The following is a 16,878-nucleotide window of genomic DNA, read 5'->3' on the forward strand; positions in this document are numbered from 1 at the left end:
GCCCGGAAAGGAAGGGGCAGCAGCGGCAGTCGGACCACTGATGACCTTGGAGCCAGCACCTTGACCGAGACCGCGCCGGTCGACGAGAGACCCCCGACCAAAGCCGACCACTCCTTCTTCGGGCACCCCCGCGGCCTGCTCACGCTCTTCGGCCTGGAGATGTGGGAGCGGTTCTCGTTCCTCGGCATGCAGGCGATCCTGGTCCTGTACTTCGCGGACACCCTGGCCCACGGCGGCCTCGGCATGGCCTCGAACACCGCCGCCTCCGTCACCGCCGCCTACGGCACCCTGGTCTATCTCGTCTCGGTCGCGGGCGGCTGGCTCGCCGACCGCGTCCTCGGCACCTACCGCGCCGTCCTGTGGGGCGGCGTCCTCATCGCCTGCGGGCACTACGCGATGGCCGTGCCCGCGGGCGCCATGACCTGGGTCGGCCTAGGGCTGATCATCGCCGGTACGGGGCTGCTCAAACCCAATGTCTCCACCATGGTCGGAAAGCTGTACGCGACCGACGACGAGCGGCGCGACGCCGGGTTCGCGCTGTACTACATGGGCATCAACATCGGCGCGTTCCTCGGCCCGCTGATCACCGGCTGGCTCGGCCAGAAGATCGGCTGGCACTGGGGGTTCTCCGCCGCCGCCATCGGCATGACCTTCGGCATCGCCCAGTACGTGCTCGGCCGCCGCGGCCTGGTGGGCCGCAAGCACAGCGCCGAGTTCGCGCTGCCGCCGACCGCCATGCGCCGCGCGGGGCTGCTGACCGCCGGCGGCGTGGTCGCGCTGGCCGTCATCGGCCTCGCGCTGCACGCCGCGGGCTGGCTGACGATGGACCGTACGGTCGACGCGGTCACCGTCGTCTCCGTGCTCGCGCCGGTCGTCTACTTCACCGTCATGTTCCGCAGCCCGCGGGTGACCGCGCCGGAACGCGGCCGGCTGCGCCCGTACGTGGTGCTGTTCGCGGCGTCCGTGGTCTTCAACTTCATCCTCTTCCAGTCGTACTCGACGATGACGCTGCTGGCCGCGGACCACGCGCGGACCTCCGTCCTCGGCTTCGACTTCCCCTCCACCTGGTACAACTCCGTGCTCGGCGTGGTGGAGGTGGTGCTCGCGCCGTTCGTCGCCGCGCTCTGGGTCAGGATGGGCCGCCGCCAGCCGCACGCCTCCCACAAGATCGCCTACGGCGTGATCCTCGGCGGCCTGTCCTTCCTGGTGATGGTGCCCGCCACCACCGGCCGCGCCGGGGACTGGAAGATGGCCGCCTGGTGGCTGGTCGTCTCGTACGTGCTCCTCGGCCTCGGCGACATCCTGCTGGAGACCACCGGCATGTCCGCGACCACCAAGCTCGCGCCGGCCGCCTTCGCCAGTCAGACGATGGCGCTGTGGTTCCTCTCGCTGGCCCTCGCCAACGGCATCCAGGCGCAGACCGTGAAGCTCTTCGGCGAGATCTCCAACGCGCTGTACTTCGGCGCCAACGGGGCCGTCGCCGTCCTCGCGGGCATCGCCGTCATCGCCCTCGGCCCCTGGCTGCGCCGCACCATGCACCCCGTCCACTGAGGCTGTTGGGACCCCGCCATGCAGAACACCCCGCACATCCGCACCGACTTCCCGCACCGCGTCTTCCGCGAGGACGTCCGCATCCCCATGGCGGACGGCACCGAGCTGTACGCGCGGATCTGGCGCCCGTACGGCTCCGAGCCCGTACCCGCCCTCCTCGAATACCTGCCGTACCGGCTCGGCGACTGGACCGCGCCGCGCGACGAGCAGCGCCACCCCTGGTACGCGGGGCACGGCTACGCGTCCGTACGGGTCGACGTGCGCGGCCACGGCAACTCGCGGGGCATGCCGGGCGACGAGTACGACGAGCAGGAGCTGGCCGACGGCGTCGCAGTCGTCGAATGGCTCGCCGCGCAGCCCTGGTGCAGCGGCCGGGTCGGCATGTTCGGCATCTCCTGGGGCGGCTTCAACAGCCTCCAGATCGCCGCCCGCGCCCCCGAGGCGCTCAAGGCGATCGTCACCGTCTGCTCGGCGGACGACCGCTACGACAACGACGTGCACTACATGGGCGGCTCCGTGCTCGCCGTCGACATGCACGCCTGGGCCGCCACCATGCTGGCCTTCGTCTGCCGGCCGCCGGACCCCACCCATGTGGGCGACGACTGGCGGCGGATGTGGCTGGACCGGCTGGAGGCCGTGGAGCCCTTCATCCACACCTGGCTGGCCCACCAGTCGCGGGACGACTACTGGCGGCACGGCAGCGTCAGCGAGGACTACTCCGCGATCGACGCCGCCGTGCTCGCGGTCGGCGGCTGGCACGACCCGTACCGGGACACCGTGCTGCGCCTGGTCGAACACCTCTCGGGCGACGGCGGCGCGCCCGTACGCGGGCTGATCGGGCCCTGGTCGCACCAGTACCCGGACCGCGGCCTGCCGCCCGGCCCCGCCATCGGCTTCCTCCAGGAGACCCTGCGCTGGTGGGACCACTGGCTCAAGGACGCCGACACCGGCGTCATGGACGACCCGCTGCTACGGGCCTGGATCAGCGAATCCCACCCGCCGGCCACCGTCTACACCGAACTGCCCGGCCGCTGGGTCGGCGAGACCTCCTGGCCCTCCCCCGCCATCCGCACGACCGCCTACGCGCTGCCCGGCGACGCGCCCGTCGAGGTCGCCTCCCCGCAGCACACCGGCGTCGACGCGGGCCGCTTCTTCCCCTTCGGCAACGACGCCGACCTGCCGCCGGACCAGCGCGAGGAGGACGGCCGCTCGGTCTCCTTCGACTCCGCCCCGCTCACCGAGCGCGTCGAGATCCTCGGCCGCCCCCGCGTCCGGCTCCGCCTCACCTCCCAGGCGCGGCGCGGCCAGGTCATCGCCCGCGTCTGCGACGTGGCCCCGGACGGCTCGTCGACGCTGGTGACGCGCGGCGTCCTGAATCTCGCCGCCCGGCACGGCCGCGACCACCCCGTCGAATGGGCTCCCGGCACGACGGAGGACGTGGCCTTCGACCTCAACGGCATCGGCCACGCCTTCCCGCCCGGCCACCGCATCCGGCTCTCGCTCTCCTCCGCGTACTGGCCGTGGATCTGGCCGCAGCCGGACGGCGACGGCTGGACGGTGCACCCGTCCCACAGCGCGATGGACCTGCCGGTCAGGGACGCGTCGGGGGACTCGACCAGGCCGGCGATCGCCTTCGCCGCCCCGGAACAGTCGCAACCCCTCGCCGTCGAATACCCGGAGCCCCCCGAGTCGGAGACCCCCCGCCCGGAACGCCGCGTCATCCGCGACGTCGCCACCGCCGACTGGACCCTGGAGGTCGACCCCCGCTATGGCGGCACCCGCGTCTACCCCGACGGCCTCCACTTCACCGAAGACGCCCTGGAGACCTACCGCATCCGCACCTACGACCCCCTCACCGCCCGAACCCGCTCCGACTGGCACATCCGCCTGCACCGCCCCGACATCGGCTGGGACGTACGCATCGACACGGAGTCGCAGATCACCGCCGACGCGACGGACTTCGAGACCTACAACAAGGTGACCTGCCGCGAGGGCGAGGACATCGTCTTCGAACGCGAATGGCGCAAGCGAATCCCGCGCACGGCGGGCTGATTTCCTCAGACCGGCCAGGCCGCGTCGCGGCCCCGTCAGACCGGCCAGGTCGCGTCGCGGTCCCGTCAGACCGGCCAGGCCGCGTCGCGGCCCCGTCAGACCGGCCAGGCCGCGTCGCGGTCCCGTCAGACCGGCCAGGCCGCGTCGCGGTCCCGTCAGACCGGCCAGGCCGCGTCGCGGTCCGCGCCCCACCAGGCGGCGGGGGCCCGCCCGTCCGCTCCCACGGTGAGCCCGAACCGCTCGGGCCCGGGCCGCCCGTGCCCCTCCCACCAGCGAAAGGCGCCCTCCACTTCGTCCCAGAGCCGCCGCGCCCCGGACTGGTACACCTTGGCCCGCTCGCGGCCGTCCCGGAAGACGACGACAGCCCAGGACCGGTCCGTGAGCCCGTAGAACCAGACCGCACGCCGGCCGCCGCGGTCGCGGTCGGCGTTGCGGGCGACGTACCGCACGCGGAGCCCGACGACGAACCCGGCCCGCCGCAAGCCGTCTTCCGGCACGTCGGTGTACGAGACCTCCGCGGCGTCCATGGCCTCGGCCCCGGAGACGTAGGCGTCGTGCCGGGGCCATACGAACCGCTGGGACCGCATCCGCATGAACGCGACGGAACGCGTGAACGCCCCGGAGGCGATCCGCCCGTCCTCATCGACGACAAGCCGTGCCGTGGCCTCGTCGGCCCCGTAATAGGTCCCCCACGGAACCAGGACGACCCCGCCGGGCCGGGTCTGCCGAACCCACGCGCCGGGAACATCCCGCACCCCACACGTGACAATGACCCGGTCGAACGGAGCCCGCTCAGGGCACCCCAGGGCCCCGTCCCCGTGCACCACTTCCACGGGCGCCCCGAACCGCTCCAGGGCCGCCCGCCCCCGCGCGGCGACGGCCCCGTCCACCTCCACCGTGACGACATTCGCCGCCCCGACCCGGTGCGCGAGCAACGCGGCATTCCACCCCGTGCCCGTCCCGACCTCCAAGACCCGCTGCCCCGGCCGCACATCGAGATCCCGCAGCATCGAGAACACCAGACTCGGCATGGAGGAGGAGGAACTGAACGAGCCCCCCGGCTCCACACCGCTTCCCCCACAACGTCCCCCTCGACTTGCCCCTCTTGCTCCTCTTGCCCCTCAACGAGGCCAGGGCTCCATCGTGGCCTCAACGGCCCGGCGGGGGAACACACTTACTGATGTGCAACCCGAACGAGTGACTCGCGCATCAACCGCGAGCAAGGCGGGGCCGCAGGCCCTGGGGCGGGGTTCAGGCGGGCGGGGTCACAGTTGGGTGCCGCCGCCGTCGACTGTGAGTTCGGCGCCGGTGGTGAAGGTGGCGTCGAAGGCGAGGAAGGCGGCGGCTCGTGCGACCTCCTCCGGGGTGCCCATGCGGCCCATCGGGATGAGGGCGGCGAAGTTCTCCCGCATTTCTTCCACGACCTCGGCGGGCAGGGTCTTGTACAGGATTCCCGTGTCGATCGGGCCTGGGCTGACCGCGTTGACGCGTATGCCGCGCGGCTGGAGTTCGCGGGCCCAACTGCGGGCCAGTGAGCGGAGGGCAGCCTTGCTGGCCGAGTAGACGGTGTGGTCGGGCAGGCCCAGTTCGTTGGAGATGGAGGTGGTCAGCACCACGCCGCTGCCCTCGGCGAGCAGCGGGAGGAGCCGCTGCAATGTGAAGAAGGGGCCCTTGGTGTTGGCCGTGAAAATGGTGTCGTACATTTCCTCGGTCACCGCGTTGAACGGCACCAATGTGGTGACGCCGGAATTCAGGAACACCGCGTCCAACTGCCCGAATTCGTCCTCGATCCTCCCGGCCAGGGCCTCGGTGTCGGTTTTCGAGGTGACGTCGCCGCGCACCGCGATCAGCCCCTCTTTGGCCGCCGTTTCCAGTGCGGATTCCTTGCGCCCGGTAATCATCACCCGAGAGCCCTCGGCCGTCAGCAGCCGCGCGATCGCCAGTCCGATTCCCTCGCTGCCGCCGGTGACAAGGGCGCGCTTTCCTTCGTAATTTCCCATGCCTCGATGAAATACCGGCCTCGCGGACGGCGTCCAAGACCTGAATTGCAACCCGTCATGCGCGCACCGCATGGAGGTAACCTGGCGGTGTGCGCATTCCCGGCTCGGACCTCGATCTTCGGCTCGTCGGCTACTTCACGGCGGTCGCGGAGCACGCCAACTTCGGCCGGGCCGCCGCGGCGCTGCACGTCGCGCAGCCGTCCCTGAGCCGCCGGATCCAGCGCCTTGAGGAACACCTCGGCGTGCGCCTCTTCGACCGCACCCCGCAGGGCAGCCGGCTCACGGAGGCCGGGCGCGCCTTTCTGCCGCAGGCCCAGGCGCTGCTCCAGGCCGCGCACCGGGCCGAGCTCACGGCCCGCGACGCCGGCGCTCCGCGCGAGTTCACCATCGGGTACGTCGAGGACCTGGTCATCACGCACGCCGTGCGCCGGCTGCGGCAGCGGCACCCCGCGGCCCGCATCCGCACCCGCTACCTGGAGTGGAACGACGCCCGCGCCCTCACCGACCGCCGCGTGGACGCCCTGGTCGCGCGCGCCCCGCTGCCCTTCCCCACCGACCGGCTGCGCCTGGCCGAGCTGTGGTCCGAGCCGCGGGTCCTCGTCGTCCCCGCCGGCCACCGCCTGGCGGGCCGGGAGTCGGTGACCGTCGAAGACCTCGGCGAGGAGGTCTTCCCGCAGTGCCCGAGCGCGGTCCCCGAGTGGAGCGACTTCGCCCGGCTGGAGCCCCGGCCGGACGGCGCCCCGGCGCGCAGCGCCCCGATCGACTACGAAGCGTTCGAGGACAAGCTCGACCTGGCCGCCGAGGGGCAGATGGTGCTGATCCTCGCCGCCGGCGACCGCCGGCCCCGACTGCGCCCCGGCCTGACCACCGTCCCCATCGAGGACATCGCCCCGGTCAGCACCGTCCTGGCCACCCGCGCCGCCGACACCAACCCCCTGATCCACGACCTCCTCACCGCCTGGCCCCCCGCCGAGCCCTCGGTCCAGGGCCGCTGAGCGGTACGTACGCCGGGGGCTCATCCGCGCTCCGGGCGGCAATGACGTGGCGCGGCGCGCGAGAGGGCCCCTCTTAACCCCCCAGCCCCGCCACCGCCCTGGCCACGCGCGGGGAGGCGTATTCCGTGCCGCAGACGAAGCGCATGACCGGGCCGAAGCTCGCCGCGGCCGGCAGGCCCGTGAAGTGGAGGCCGGGGATGGACGAGCCGTAGCCGGCGTCGAGGCGGGGGCCGTCGGCGCTGACGGCGAGGCGGGCGCGGAGGTCGTGGCCGAGGAAGCCGAGGGCGGCGAGGTCGACGCGGTAGCCGGTGGCGGCCATGACGTGGTCGGCGGTCAGTTCGCTCGCGGGGCCGTCGGCGCCGGCGAGAGTGAGGACCGGGCGGCCGTCCTCGACTCGGGCCCGTACGATCCGCTTGCCCTCGGTGACCTGTACGCGACCGATGAAGCGGTCCCGCAGCCACCACGCGCCGAGCGGCCCCAGCACCCGCTTGACCAGGAACTTCCGGGTCGGCGGCGGAAGGTGGCGGAAGCCCTCGGCGTAGTACGTGAGGGCGTACAGCGACCAGGCGCGGCCGAACGGCGTCTCCGGGCGCAGCGGCGGCTGGCCGTCCGGGGCGGTGCCGAACCGCACCGCGCCCCGGCCGCGCGCGACCACCCGCACCGAGGCGGCCCCGGCCTCGGCGAGCAGCACGGCGTTCTCCAGCGCCGACTGCCCGGCCCCGACCACGACGACATGGGCCCCGGCGAAGCGCGACAGGTCACGGTGTTGCGAACTGTGCGACAGCGAACCGGTCGCGGAGGGGCCGTCCGGCGCGGCGGGGGCCAGTTCGGGCGGCAGGTACGCGAGCCCGGAGAGCCCGGTGGCGACGACCACGGCGCGCGCCGTGAACTGCTCGCCGGAGTCGAGCTTCAGCTCGAAATCGGAACCGCCGGGGTGGCGGCCCTTCGTCCGCCGGTCCACGGACACCACCCGCACCTGCTCCAACTCCGGCACCAGCCGCTCCTGGAACCACTCCCCGTACCGCGCGAAGGTCTCGACGGGTATGACGTCCCAGTCCGACTCGTACCGCCGCTCCCCCGCCGCCTGGCAGTAGTCGAGCAGCGTGTGGCCGGGCTGCGGGGCGTCGATGCTGGAGGCGGCCGGCGTCGATTTGAGCAGCATCCCGGCGGGCATGTGCTCGCGCCAGCTCACCATCGGCGCGCCGAACACACGGGCGGGCACCCCGCGCGCCCGCAGGTGCGCGGCGGTCGAGAGGCCGTACGGACCGGCCCCGATGACTGCTACCGGATGTGTCACTAGTCCCCTCCCCAGGGCGTTACTCGGCGATGGCGCGGCGCCGCGTGCGACGGGCGCGCCACAGTTGCAGCAGGTGCCGGGCGCCCGGCCGGACGAACCGGACGAGCATCGTGAAGAACGGCTTGATGTCGTCGCGCGCGACCCACGCCAGCTCCGTGGAGCTCGGGCGCGCGGGCGCGTGCGGGGTGGTGTAGCCGCTGCGGCGGTACGCGGCGTACGCGGGCAGGTCGATGTTCTCGACGATGAAGCGGCGCCCCGCGAGCTGCTCGCCCTCGGGGACCTTGCGGCCGGTGAGGTCGAGGTGCTGGGCCCGTACGACGTCGATGCCCCACTCGTTCTCGAAGAGCCGGAACTGGGCGCCCATCCGGGGGTTGAAGTCCAGCAGTTTGTAGAGCCCGTCGCGCCGGTCGTACCGCCAGTCGAGGTCCACGATGCCGGAGAACCCGATCCGCTTAATGAACTGCGCCGTCATCTCGGCCAGTTCGGGGTTGTCGACGACGTACGCGTTGGCCGTCATCCCGGCGTGCGGCGGCCAGGAGCGGACCTTCACACCCGTGAACATGGACAGCGCCGTGGACTCCGCGTCGAAGTAGGCGTGGACGATCCAGTCCTCGGCCTCCTCGCGCGGCAGATACTCCTGGATGATCACGCCGGGCCGCGGGCCCCACTCCCGCGCCAGCTCCAGCAGTTCACGCGGGCCGCCGATGCGCGTCGTGCCGTGCACGGCCGGCTTGCGCCGCCGCTCGAACGCCTCGCGGTTCTTGGCGACCACGGGAAAGCGCGCCGCGGCCGCGTACCGCGCGATCTCCTCGTACGAGTCCGGGAACGCGGCGGCCGGCGAGGGCACCCCGTGCTCCACGCAGAGCTGGTGCAGGCCCTGCTTGCTGGCGAGGCGGCGGGGTAACTCCGGCTCCACGCGCGGGAAGAGGAAGCGCGGACGGAGCGCGTCCGCCTGCTCGGCGATCAGCACCGCAGCCTCCTCGTCGGTCGGGATCAGCAGCGTCGGCCGGCCGATCCGGCGGCCGATCCCCAGCAGACCCTCGACCAGCCGCTCGGGGCGCTCCGTGCCGGTCGTCGGCCACACGAAGCCGCGGCTGAGATAGCGGGAGGCGGCGGCGGGGGTCCAACGGTCCTCGGTGACGGCGAACATGGGGACACCGAGCCGGCCGAGGCTGCGGATCGCGCCCACCCCGCCGTGGTGCAGCGGGTAGTCGCCGAACTTCACGATCAATCCGGGAACGGACCGGTCCGCCGCGATGGGCGTGCTCCTGCTCGCCACCAGCTCCCCCTCGGTCACCGCAGCGCAGCGGCCCCCCCACTGTGCGTGACCCGACTTGGCACGCTACTTCGGAATCTCCTGTTCCAGCAAGGCGTTTCGGGACATTGCGAGTGCTTTAAGGAGCGTTTCAGCGCCACTTCGAAGGCGGCCTGAACGCTCGCTTCCGGGCGGCCGGCGGGCTCGTCCGGAACGCCCCCCACCGCGCCGCTTCGACCGGTTGCCCAGCGGGCGACAGGCCGTAATCTGGTCCGAGCCAATCGGCGACGAGGAAGGCGAGGCAGCACCCCATGCCCCAGCAAGACCCCTTCGGTCCGCACACCCTCCCGTACGGCGTGTTCACCACCGCCGACGCCCCCGAACGGCGCCGGATCGGCGTCCGTTACGGCGATCGGGTGCTGGACGCCGGCGCGGCGGCCGCCGCCCGCGGCTCCGCCCACACCGAGCTGCTGGCCGCCCCCGATCTGGGCCCGCTGATGGCCGCGGGGCGCCCCGTCTGGCAGGCGGTACGGGCCGAGGTGCGCGACTGGCTCACCGGCGGCGGGACCGGGAGCACCCCCGGGACGGACACCGGCGGCGGTACGGGAGCGGGCGACACCACCGGCACCGGCAGCGCCACCAGCCTCGGCCCCGTCAGCGACGTCAGTGGCGAACCGTTTCTCCTCCCGCTGTCCGACGTCACCCTCCACCTCCCCTTCGAGGTGGCCGACTACGTCGACTTCTACGCGAGCGAACACCACGCCACCAACGTCGGCCGGATCTTCCGCCCCGACGGCGACGCGCTCACCCCGAACTGGAAGCACCTCCCCATCGGCTACCACGGCCGCGCCGGCACCGTCGTCGTCACCGGCACCGAGGTCGTACGCCCCAGCGGCCAGCGCAAGTCCCCCGCCGACGCCGCCCCCGACTTCGGGCCGTCCCGCCGCCTGGACATCGAGGCCGAGGTCGGCTTCGTCGTCGGCGTCCCCTCCTCCGCCCCCGTGCCGCTGGAAGGTTTCCGCGACCACGTCTTCGGCGTCTGCCTCATCAACGACTGGTCCGCGCGCGACCTCCAGGCCTGGGAGTACGTGCCGCTCGGCCCGTTCCTCGGCAAGTCCTTCGCGACCTCCGTCTCCGCGTGGATCACCCCGCTCGACGCGTTCGACGAGGCCCGTACGGCCCCGCCGGAGCGCACCCACCCCCTCCTCCCCTACCTCGACGACTCCGCCGCCGAGCCCGGCGGGCTCGACATCCGCATCGAGGTCGCTCTCAACGGCGAGCCGCTCACCTCGCCGCCCTTCGCCTCCATGTACTGGACCGCCGCGCAGCAGCTCGCCCACATGACCGTCAACGGCGCGACCCTGCGCACCGGCGACCTCTACGCCTCCGGCACGGTCAGCGGCCCCGAGGACCACCAGCTCGGCTGCCTCCTCGAACTCACCAAGGGGAAGGGGCCGTTCCTCCAGGACGGCGACGAGGTCACGATCACCGCCTGGGCCCCGGGCCCGGACGGCTCCCGCATCGGCCTCGGCGAGGTCACCGGCCGCATCGCCCCCGCCATCACCACGGAGACAACCGCCACGGAGGCAACCGCCACGGCGGCCGGAGCAGCCACCCCCGCGAAATCCGACCCCACCGCGACGGCCGCCGGCGCGCCATGACGTTCGACGCGCCCGACCTCGCCCTCCCCGAAGAGCTGCTGCTCCTCGCCCACCACCCCACCGCGGGGCGGCGGCTGTGCCGGTCGCGGTTCCTCCAGTACGGCGTGGCCGGCGCCGTACTCGCGGAACTCCAGCTCTCCGGACACATCGTGGAACAGGGCGGCCGCATCACCGTGGTCAACCCGCTGCCGCCCGAGGAGCCGCTGCTCGCCGCCGCGCTGGCCACCCTGCCCCCGCCGGGCAAGGGCCGCGAGGACCGGGGGCCCCGCCCCCGCGGCTGGGTGCGGCGCTCGGGGCGGCGCCTGCTGGGCCCGTGGCTGGCGCGTCTGGAGGAACGCGGCGCGCTACGGGGCGAGGAGCGCCGCTTCCTCGGCGTGATCCGCTACCGCCTCTACCCGGCGGGCCGCGTCGACTGGACCACCCCGGCGCGGCAGCGCTTCGAGATGGCGCTGCGCGCCGGCTTTCCGGACCAGCGCTCCCGCGCCCTCGGCGCGCTCGCCACCGCCACGGGCGTGACCAGCCACCTCGTACCGGGCTTCGCCGCCCGCCACCTGCGGCGCTCCGCCCGCCGCCTGGTACGCGAGGAGTGGCCGGCGCTCGCCGTGTACCGCAACGTACAGCGGGACAAATCGGCGGAATCCAGCGGCTGACGGCCCCCTGCCGGGGGCTCGCCGCCCGTACGAGCCGGTCGCCCGCACGGTACGTACAGGCCGAGGCGCGCACACAGTACGTACGGCTGTACGGGCAGCACGCCCCGCTCGCCTGCGGACAGACGCCCGTACACACACCACCGCCGCCCGCCCCCTCCAACTCCCAGGGGACGGGCGGCGGTGAGCCAAGACGGCATGTCCTACCGGATGAACGTCCCCGCCTGCCCCGCCAGGTCGAGGAAGTACTGCGGCGCGACGCCCAGCGCGATGGTGACGACGACCCCGGCCGCGATGGCCGTCGAGGTCAGCGCGCTCGGCACGGCCACCGTGGGCCCCTCCGGCGTGGGCTCGCTGAAGAACATCAGCACGATCACCCGGATGTAGAAGAACGCCGCGATCGCCGAGGACAGCACGCCGACGACGACCAGCGCGCCCGCGCCGCCCTCCGCCGCCGCCTTGAACACCGCGAACTTCCCCGCGAACCCGCTGGTCAGCGGGATGCCCGCGAACGCCAGCAGGAACACCGCGAACACCGCGGCGACCAGCGGCGAACGCCGGCCGAGCCCGGCCCACTTGGCGAGCGCCGTCGCCTCGCCGCCCGCGTCCCGCACCAGGGTGACGACGGCGAAGGCCCCGAGCGTCACGAAGGAGTACGCGGCCAGGTAGAAGAGGACGGAGGAGACGCCGTCCGGGGTGACCGCGATGACGCCCGCGAGGATGAACCCCGCGTGCGCGATGGACGAGTAGGCCAGCAGCCGCTTCACGTCGGTCTGGGTGACGGCGACGATCGCGCCGATCAGCATCGTGACGATGGCGACGCCCCACATCACCGGCCGCCAGTCCCAGCGCAGCCCCGGCAGCACCACGTACAGCAACCGCAGCAGCGCGCCGAAGCCCGCCACCTTTGTAGCCGCCGCCATGAACCCGGTGACCGGGGTGGGCGCGCCCTGGTACACGTCCGGGGTCCACATGTGGAACGGCACCGCGCCCACCTTGAACAGCAGCCCCATCAGCACCATCGCCCCGCCGATCAGCAGCAGCGCGTCATTGCCCATGGTCCCGGCGAGCGCCGGGTCCACCGTCTTGACCGTGCCGTCGACGACATCGGCGATCCCGGCGTACGTGACCGTGCCCGCGTACCCGTACAGCAGGGCGATCCCGAAGAGCAGGAACGCCGACGAGAACGCACCCAGCAGGAAGTACTTGACCGCCGCCTCCTGCGAGAGCAGCCGCTGGCGGCGGGCGAGCGCGCACAGCACGTACAGCGGGAGGGAGAAGACCTCCAGCGCGATGAAGAGGGTCAGCAGATCGTTGGCGGCGGGGAAGACGAGCATGCCCGCCACCGCGAAGAGCACGATCGGGAAGACCTCGGTGGTCGTGAACCCGGCCTTCACGGCGGCCCGTTCGGACTCGCTGCCCGGCACGGACGCGGCCTGGGCCGCGAAGGAGTCGACCCGGTTGCCGTGCGCCGCCGGGTCGAGCCGCCGCTCGGCGAAGGTGAAGACGGCGACCAGCGAGACCAGCAGGATGGTGCCCTGGAGGAAGAGGGCGGGGCCGTCGACGGCGATGGCGCCCATCGCCGCGATATGCGCCTTCTCGGTGCCGTACCCGCCGGCGGCGAGGCCGATGACGGCGGCGAAGGCCGCCGCCAGCCCCACGACCGTGAGCATGAGCTGGGCGTAGTAGCGGCTGCGGCGCGGCAGGAACGCCTCGACCAGCACGCCCAGCACCGCCGCGGCGAGCACGATCAGCGTCGGCGACAGTTGTCCGTACTCGATATGGGGCGCGGGAATCTTGTCCTCCGCGCCGGCCGCCATCGTCCACAGGCTGTGGACAGTCGCCACGTCAGTCACTTCGCGGCCTCCGCTTCTTCATGGGACGCCTCTTCATGGGACGCGTCCTTGTCGGTCGCGGCCCGGACCGGCACATCGGGCCGGGGATCGGTCTTGTCCACCTGGCTCATCGTGTGCTTCACCGCCGGGTTCACGATCTCGGTGAGCGGCTTCGGGTAGACCCCGAGGAAGACCAACAGCGCGATCAGCGGGGCGACGACGACCAGTTCGCGGACCTTGAGGTCGGGCATGGCCCGCACCTCGGCCTTCACCGGCCCGGTCATCGTGCGCTGGTAGAGCACCAGGACGTACAGCGCGGCGAGCACGATGCCCACCGTCGCGATGATCCCGAGCGCCGGATACCGGCTGAACGTGCCGACCAGCACCAGGAATTCGCTGACGAACGGCGCCAGCCCCGGCAGCGACAGCGTGGCGAGCCCGCCGACCAGGAAGGTGCCGGCGAGCACCGGGGCGACCTTCTGCACCCCGCCGTAGTCGGCGATGAGCCGCGACCCGCGCCGCGAGATCAGGAACCCGGCGACCAGCATCAGCGCCGCCGTGGAGATGCCGTGGTTGACCATGTAGAGCGTCGCGCCGCTCTGGCCCTGGGTGGTCATCGCGAAGATGCCCAGGATGATGAAGCCGAAGTGGGAGATCGATGCGTACGCGACGAGCCGCTTGATGTCCCGCTGGGCGACGGCGAGCAGCGCCCCGTAGAGGATGCTGACCACCGCCAGCACCATGATCACCGGGGTCGCCCACTTCGACGCCTCGGGGAAGAGCTGGATGCAGAAGCGGAGCATCGCGAACGTGCCGACCTTGTCGACGACCGCGGTGATCAGCACGGCGACGGGCGCGGTGGACTCGCCCATCGCGTTGGGCAGCCAGGTGTGCAGCGGCCACAGCGGGGCCTTGACCGCGAAGGCGAAGAAGAAGCCGAGGAACAGCAGGCGCTCCGTGCTCGACGCCATGTCCAGCCGGCCGTCCGCCCGGGCCCGGATGATCTCCTGGAGGGAGAACGTGCCGTCGCCCGTCTGGTGCGCGGTGACCACATAGAGCCCGATCACCGCAGCCAGCATGATCAGCCCGCCGGCCAGGTTGTAGAGCAGGAACTTCACCGCCGCGTGGCTGCGCCGGGCGGCCGTCTCCTCCTCGCCGTGCTCCCCGGCCCGGTCGCCGAAGCCGCCGATGAGGAAGTACATCGGGATGAGCATGGCTTCGAAGAAGATGTAGAAGACGAAGACGTCGGTGGCCTCGAAGGAGATCACCACCATCGCCTCGACCAGCAGGATCAGCGCGAAGAACCCCTGGGTGGGCCGCCAGCGGCGGTTGGGCCGTGCCTCCTCCAGCGGGTCGGCGTCATGCCAGCCCGCCAGGATCACGAAGGGGATCAGCAGGGCGGTCAGGGCGACGAGCACCACCGCGATGCCGTCCACGCCGAGTTCGTAGCGGACGCCGAAGTCCTTGATCCAGGCGTGGGACTCGGTGAGCTGGAACGGGCCGGCGGCGCCGGTGTCGAAGCGCGCCAGTTGGACGGCGGCGAGCGCCAGCGTCGCGAGCGAGAAGAGCAGGGCGAGCCACTTGGCGACCGTGCGCCGGGCGGCCGGGACCGCGGCGGTCGCCACCGCGCCGAGCGCGGGCACCGCGGCCGTGACTGTCAGCAGAGGAAATGACATCGATCAGACCGCCCTCATCAGCAGGGTCGCGGCGATGAGGACCGCCGCGCCGCCGAACATCGAGACCGCGTACGAGCGGGCGTAGCCGTTCTGGAATCTGCGCAGCCGCCCGGAGAGGCCGCCGACCGCGGTGGCCGTGCCGTTCACCGCCCCGTCGACCAGGGTGTGGTCGATCTGGACGAGGCCGCGGGTCAACTGCTCGCCGCCGCGGACCAGCACGACGTGGTTGAAGTCGTCCTGGAGCAGGTCGCGCCGGGCCGCCCGGGTGAGCAGCGAGCCGCGGGGCGCGACGGCGGGCACGGGCCGGCGTCCGTACTGCGACCAGGCGATCGCGACGCCGATGACCAGCACGGCCATCGTGGCGATCGTGACGGTCAGGGCGCTGACGGGCGAGTGGCCCTCGGCGTGCCCGGTGACCGGCTCCAGCCACTTCAGGAAGGTGTCGTTGATGCTGAAGACCGCGCCGGCGCCGAGCGAGCCGAGGGCGAGGATGATCATCGGGATGGTCATCGTCTTCGGCGACTCGTGCGGGTGCGGCTCGTTGCCGTCCGCGTCGGGGACCCACCGCTTCTCGCCGAAGAAGGTCATCAGCATCACGCGCGTCATGTAGTACGCGGTGATGGCCGCGCCCAGCAGGGCCGCGCCGCCCAGGATCCAGCCCTCGGTCCCGCCCTTGGCGAACGCCGCCTCGATGATCTTGTCCTTGGAGAAGAAGCCGGACAGCCCGGGGAAGCCGATGATCGCCAGGTAGCCGAGCCCGAAGGTGACGAAGGTGACCGGCATGTACTTCCGCAGGCCGCCGTACTTGCGCATGTCCACCTCGTCGTTCATGCCGTGCATGACCGAACCGGCGCCGAGGAAGAGCCCGGCCTTGAAGAAGCCGTGCGTCACCAGATGCATGATCGCGAAGACATAGCCGATCGGGCCGAGCCCGGCGGCCAGGATCATGTAGCCGATCTGCGACATCGTCGACCCGGCGAGCGCCTTCTTGATGTCGTCCTTGGCACAACCGACGATGGCTCCGAAGAGCAGCGTCACCGCGCCCACCGTGACCACGGCCGTCTGCGCGTCCGGCGCCGCGTTGAAGATCGCACCGGACCGGGTGATGAGATACACGCCGGCCGTCACCATCGTCGCCGCGTGGATCAGGGCCGAGACCGGGGTCGGGCCCTCCATCGCGTCGCCGAGCCAGCTCTGCAGCGGCACCTGCGCGGACTTGCCGCAGGCGGCGAGCAGCAGCATCAGCCCGATCGCCGTGAGCTTGCCCTCGCCCGCGTCGCCGGCGGAGGAGAGCACCGGCCCGAACGCGAAGGTCCCGAACGTCGTGAACATCAGCATGATCGCGATCGACAGCCCCATGTCGCCGACGCGGTTGACGATGAACGCCTTCTTGGCGGCCGTCGCGGCGCTGGGCTTGTGCTGCCAGAACCCGATCAGGAGGTACGAGGCGAGGCCCACGCCCTCCCAGCCCACGTACAGCAGCAGGTAGTTGTCGGCGATCACCAGCAGCACCATCGCCGCCAGGAACAGATTCAGATAGCCGAAGAAGCGCCGCCGCCGCTCGTCGTGCTCCATATAGCCGACCGAGTAGAGGTGGATCAGCGTGCCCACACCCGTGATCAGCAGCACGAAGGTCATCGAGAGCTGGTCGAGCTGGAACGCCACGTCGGCGCGGAAGCCGCCGACCGGCACCCAGCTGAACAGGTGCGTGTGCAGGGCGCGATGCTCCCCGCTCCTGCCGAGCATGTCGGCGAAGAGCACCGCGCCGATGACGAAGGACGCCGCGGCCAGGAGCGTGCCGAGCCAGTGCCCGACGCGGTCCAGCCGCTTGCCGCCGCACAGCAGCACGGCGGCGCCCAGCAGCGGGGCCGCGACGAGCAGTCCGATGAGGTTCTCCACGTCAGCGTCC

General features: G+C 72.1%; 12 protein-coding genes. 5 read left to right on the forward strand and 7 right to left on the reverse strand.

Annotation, left to right across the window (positions count from 1 at the left end):
- Positions 1 to 60: 60 nt before the first annotated feature.
- Both IF55_RS14080 and IF55_RS14085 read left to right on the forward strand, forming a co-directional pair.
- A complete protein-coding gene (locus tag IF55_RS14080) occupies positions 61 to 1,551 on the forward strand; it encodes a peptide MFS transporter (RefSeq protein ID WP_030883217.1) in 1,491 nt (496 codons plus the stop codon).
- Between the two features lie 18 nt (positions 1,552 to 1,569).
- The gene (locus tag IF55_RS14085) at positions 1,570 to 3,603 is read left to right on the forward strand and encodes a CocE/NonD family hydrolase (RefSeq protein WP_030883219.1); all 2,034 of its coding nucleotides are present in this window, start codon (positions 1,570 to 1,572) and stop codon (positions 3,601 to 3,603) included.
- 155 nt (positions 3,604 to 3,758) lie between these two features.
- Here the strand turns inward: IF55_RS14085 and IF55_RS14090 are convergent, their stop codons facing one another.
- Complete coding sequence (locus tag IF55_RS14090) at positions 3,759 to 4,634, reverse strand: protein-L-isoaspartate O-methyltransferase family protein (protein ID WP_078644349.1); 876 nt, start codon at positions 4,632 to 4,634, stop codon at positions 3,759 to 3,761.
- Positions 4,635 to 4,868: 234 nt separating this feature from the next.
- On the reverse strand, positions 4,869 to 5,603 hold the full coding sequence (locus tag IF55_RS14095; protein WP_030883223.1) for an SDR family oxidoreductase: 735 nt from the start codon (positions 5,601 to 5,603) through the stop codon (positions 4,869 to 4,871).
- Positions 5,604 to 5,692: 89 nt separating this feature from the next.
- Between IF55_RS14095 and IF55_RS14100 the strand changes: the two genes are divergently transcribed.
- Positions 5,693 to 6,598, forward strand: coding sequence for a LysR family transcriptional regulator (locus IF55_RS14100; protein WP_048831959.1), 906 nt, complete (start codon positions 5,693 to 5,695; stop codon positions 6,596 to 6,598).
- A 73-nt stretch (positions 6,599 to 6,671) separates the two neighbouring features.
- Here the strand turns inward: IF55_RS14100 and IF55_RS14105 are convergent, their stop codons facing one another.
- Both IF55_RS14105 and IF55_RS14110 read right to left on the reverse strand, forming a co-directional pair.
- On the reverse strand, positions 6,672 to 7,895 hold the full coding sequence (locus tag IF55_RS14105) for an FAD-dependent oxidoreductase (protein WP_030883225.1): 1,224 nt from the start codon (positions 7,893 to 7,895) through the stop codon (positions 6,672 to 6,674).
- A 19-nt stretch (positions 7,896 to 7,914) separates the two neighbouring features.
- Positions 7,915 to 9,174 (reverse strand): carboxylate--amine ligase, encoded by a 1,260-nt coding sequence (locus tag IF55_RS14110; RefSeq protein ID WP_030883227.1) that lies wholly within the window; start codon positions 9,172 to 9,174, stop codon positions 7,915 to 7,917.
- A 287-nt stretch (positions 9,175 to 9,461) separates the two neighbouring features.
- Between IF55_RS14110 and IF55_RS14115 the strand changes: the two genes are divergently transcribed.
- Both IF55_RS14115 and IF55_RS14120 read left to right on the forward strand, forming a co-directional pair.
- Positions 9,462 to 10,811: a fumarylacetoacetate hydrolase family protein gene (locus tag IF55_RS14115; RefSeq protein ID WP_078644332.1), complete on the forward strand. Its 1,350-nt coding sequence runs from the start codon at positions 9,462 to 9,464 to the stop codon at positions 10,809 to 10,811.
- The gene (locus IF55_RS14120) at positions 10,808 to 11,461 is read left to right on the forward strand and encodes a GOLPH3/VPS74 family protein (RefSeq protein WP_030883231.1); all 654 of its coding nucleotides are present in this window, start codon (positions 10,808 to 10,810) and stop codon (positions 11,459 to 11,461) included. The genes IF55_RS14115 and IF55_RS14120 overlap by 4 nt, the downstream gene beginning before the upstream one ends.
- Before the next feature lie 200 nt (positions 11,462 to 11,661).
- Here IF55_RS14120 and nuoN read toward each other — a convergent pair whose 3' ends face one another.
- The 3 genes from nuoN to nuoL are packed head-to-tail and all read right to left on the reverse strand — an operon-like array spanning position 11,662 to position 16,868.
- Positions 11,662 to 13,278, reverse strand: coding sequence for an NADH-quinone oxidoreductase subunit NuoN (gene nuoN / locus IF55_RS14125; protein ID WP_030883233.1), 1,617 nt, complete (start codon positions 13,276 to 13,278; stop codon positions 11,662 to 11,664).
- A gap of 32 nt (positions 13,279 to 13,310) precedes the next feature.
- Positions 13,311 to 14,969: an NADH-quinone oxidoreductase subunit M gene (locus tag IF55_RS14130; protein WP_030883235.1), complete on the reverse strand. Its 1,659-nt coding sequence runs from the start codon at positions 14,967 to 14,969 to the stop codon at positions 13,311 to 13,313.
- 3 nt (positions 14,970 to 14,972) lie between these two features.
- On the reverse strand, positions 14,973 to 16,868 hold the full coding sequence (gene nuoL, locus IF55_RS14135; protein ID WP_030883237.1) for an NADH-quinone oxidoreductase subunit L: 1,896 nt from the start codon (positions 16,866 to 16,868) through the stop codon (positions 14,973 to 14,975).
- Positions 16,869 to 16,878: the final 10 nt, after the last annotated feature.

This window comes from Streptomyces varsoviensis (assembly GCF_000718635.1).
GTDB classification, from domain to species: domain Bacteria; phylum Actinomycetota; class Actinomycetes; order Streptomycetales; family Streptomycetaceae; genus Streptomyces; species Streptomyces varsoviensis.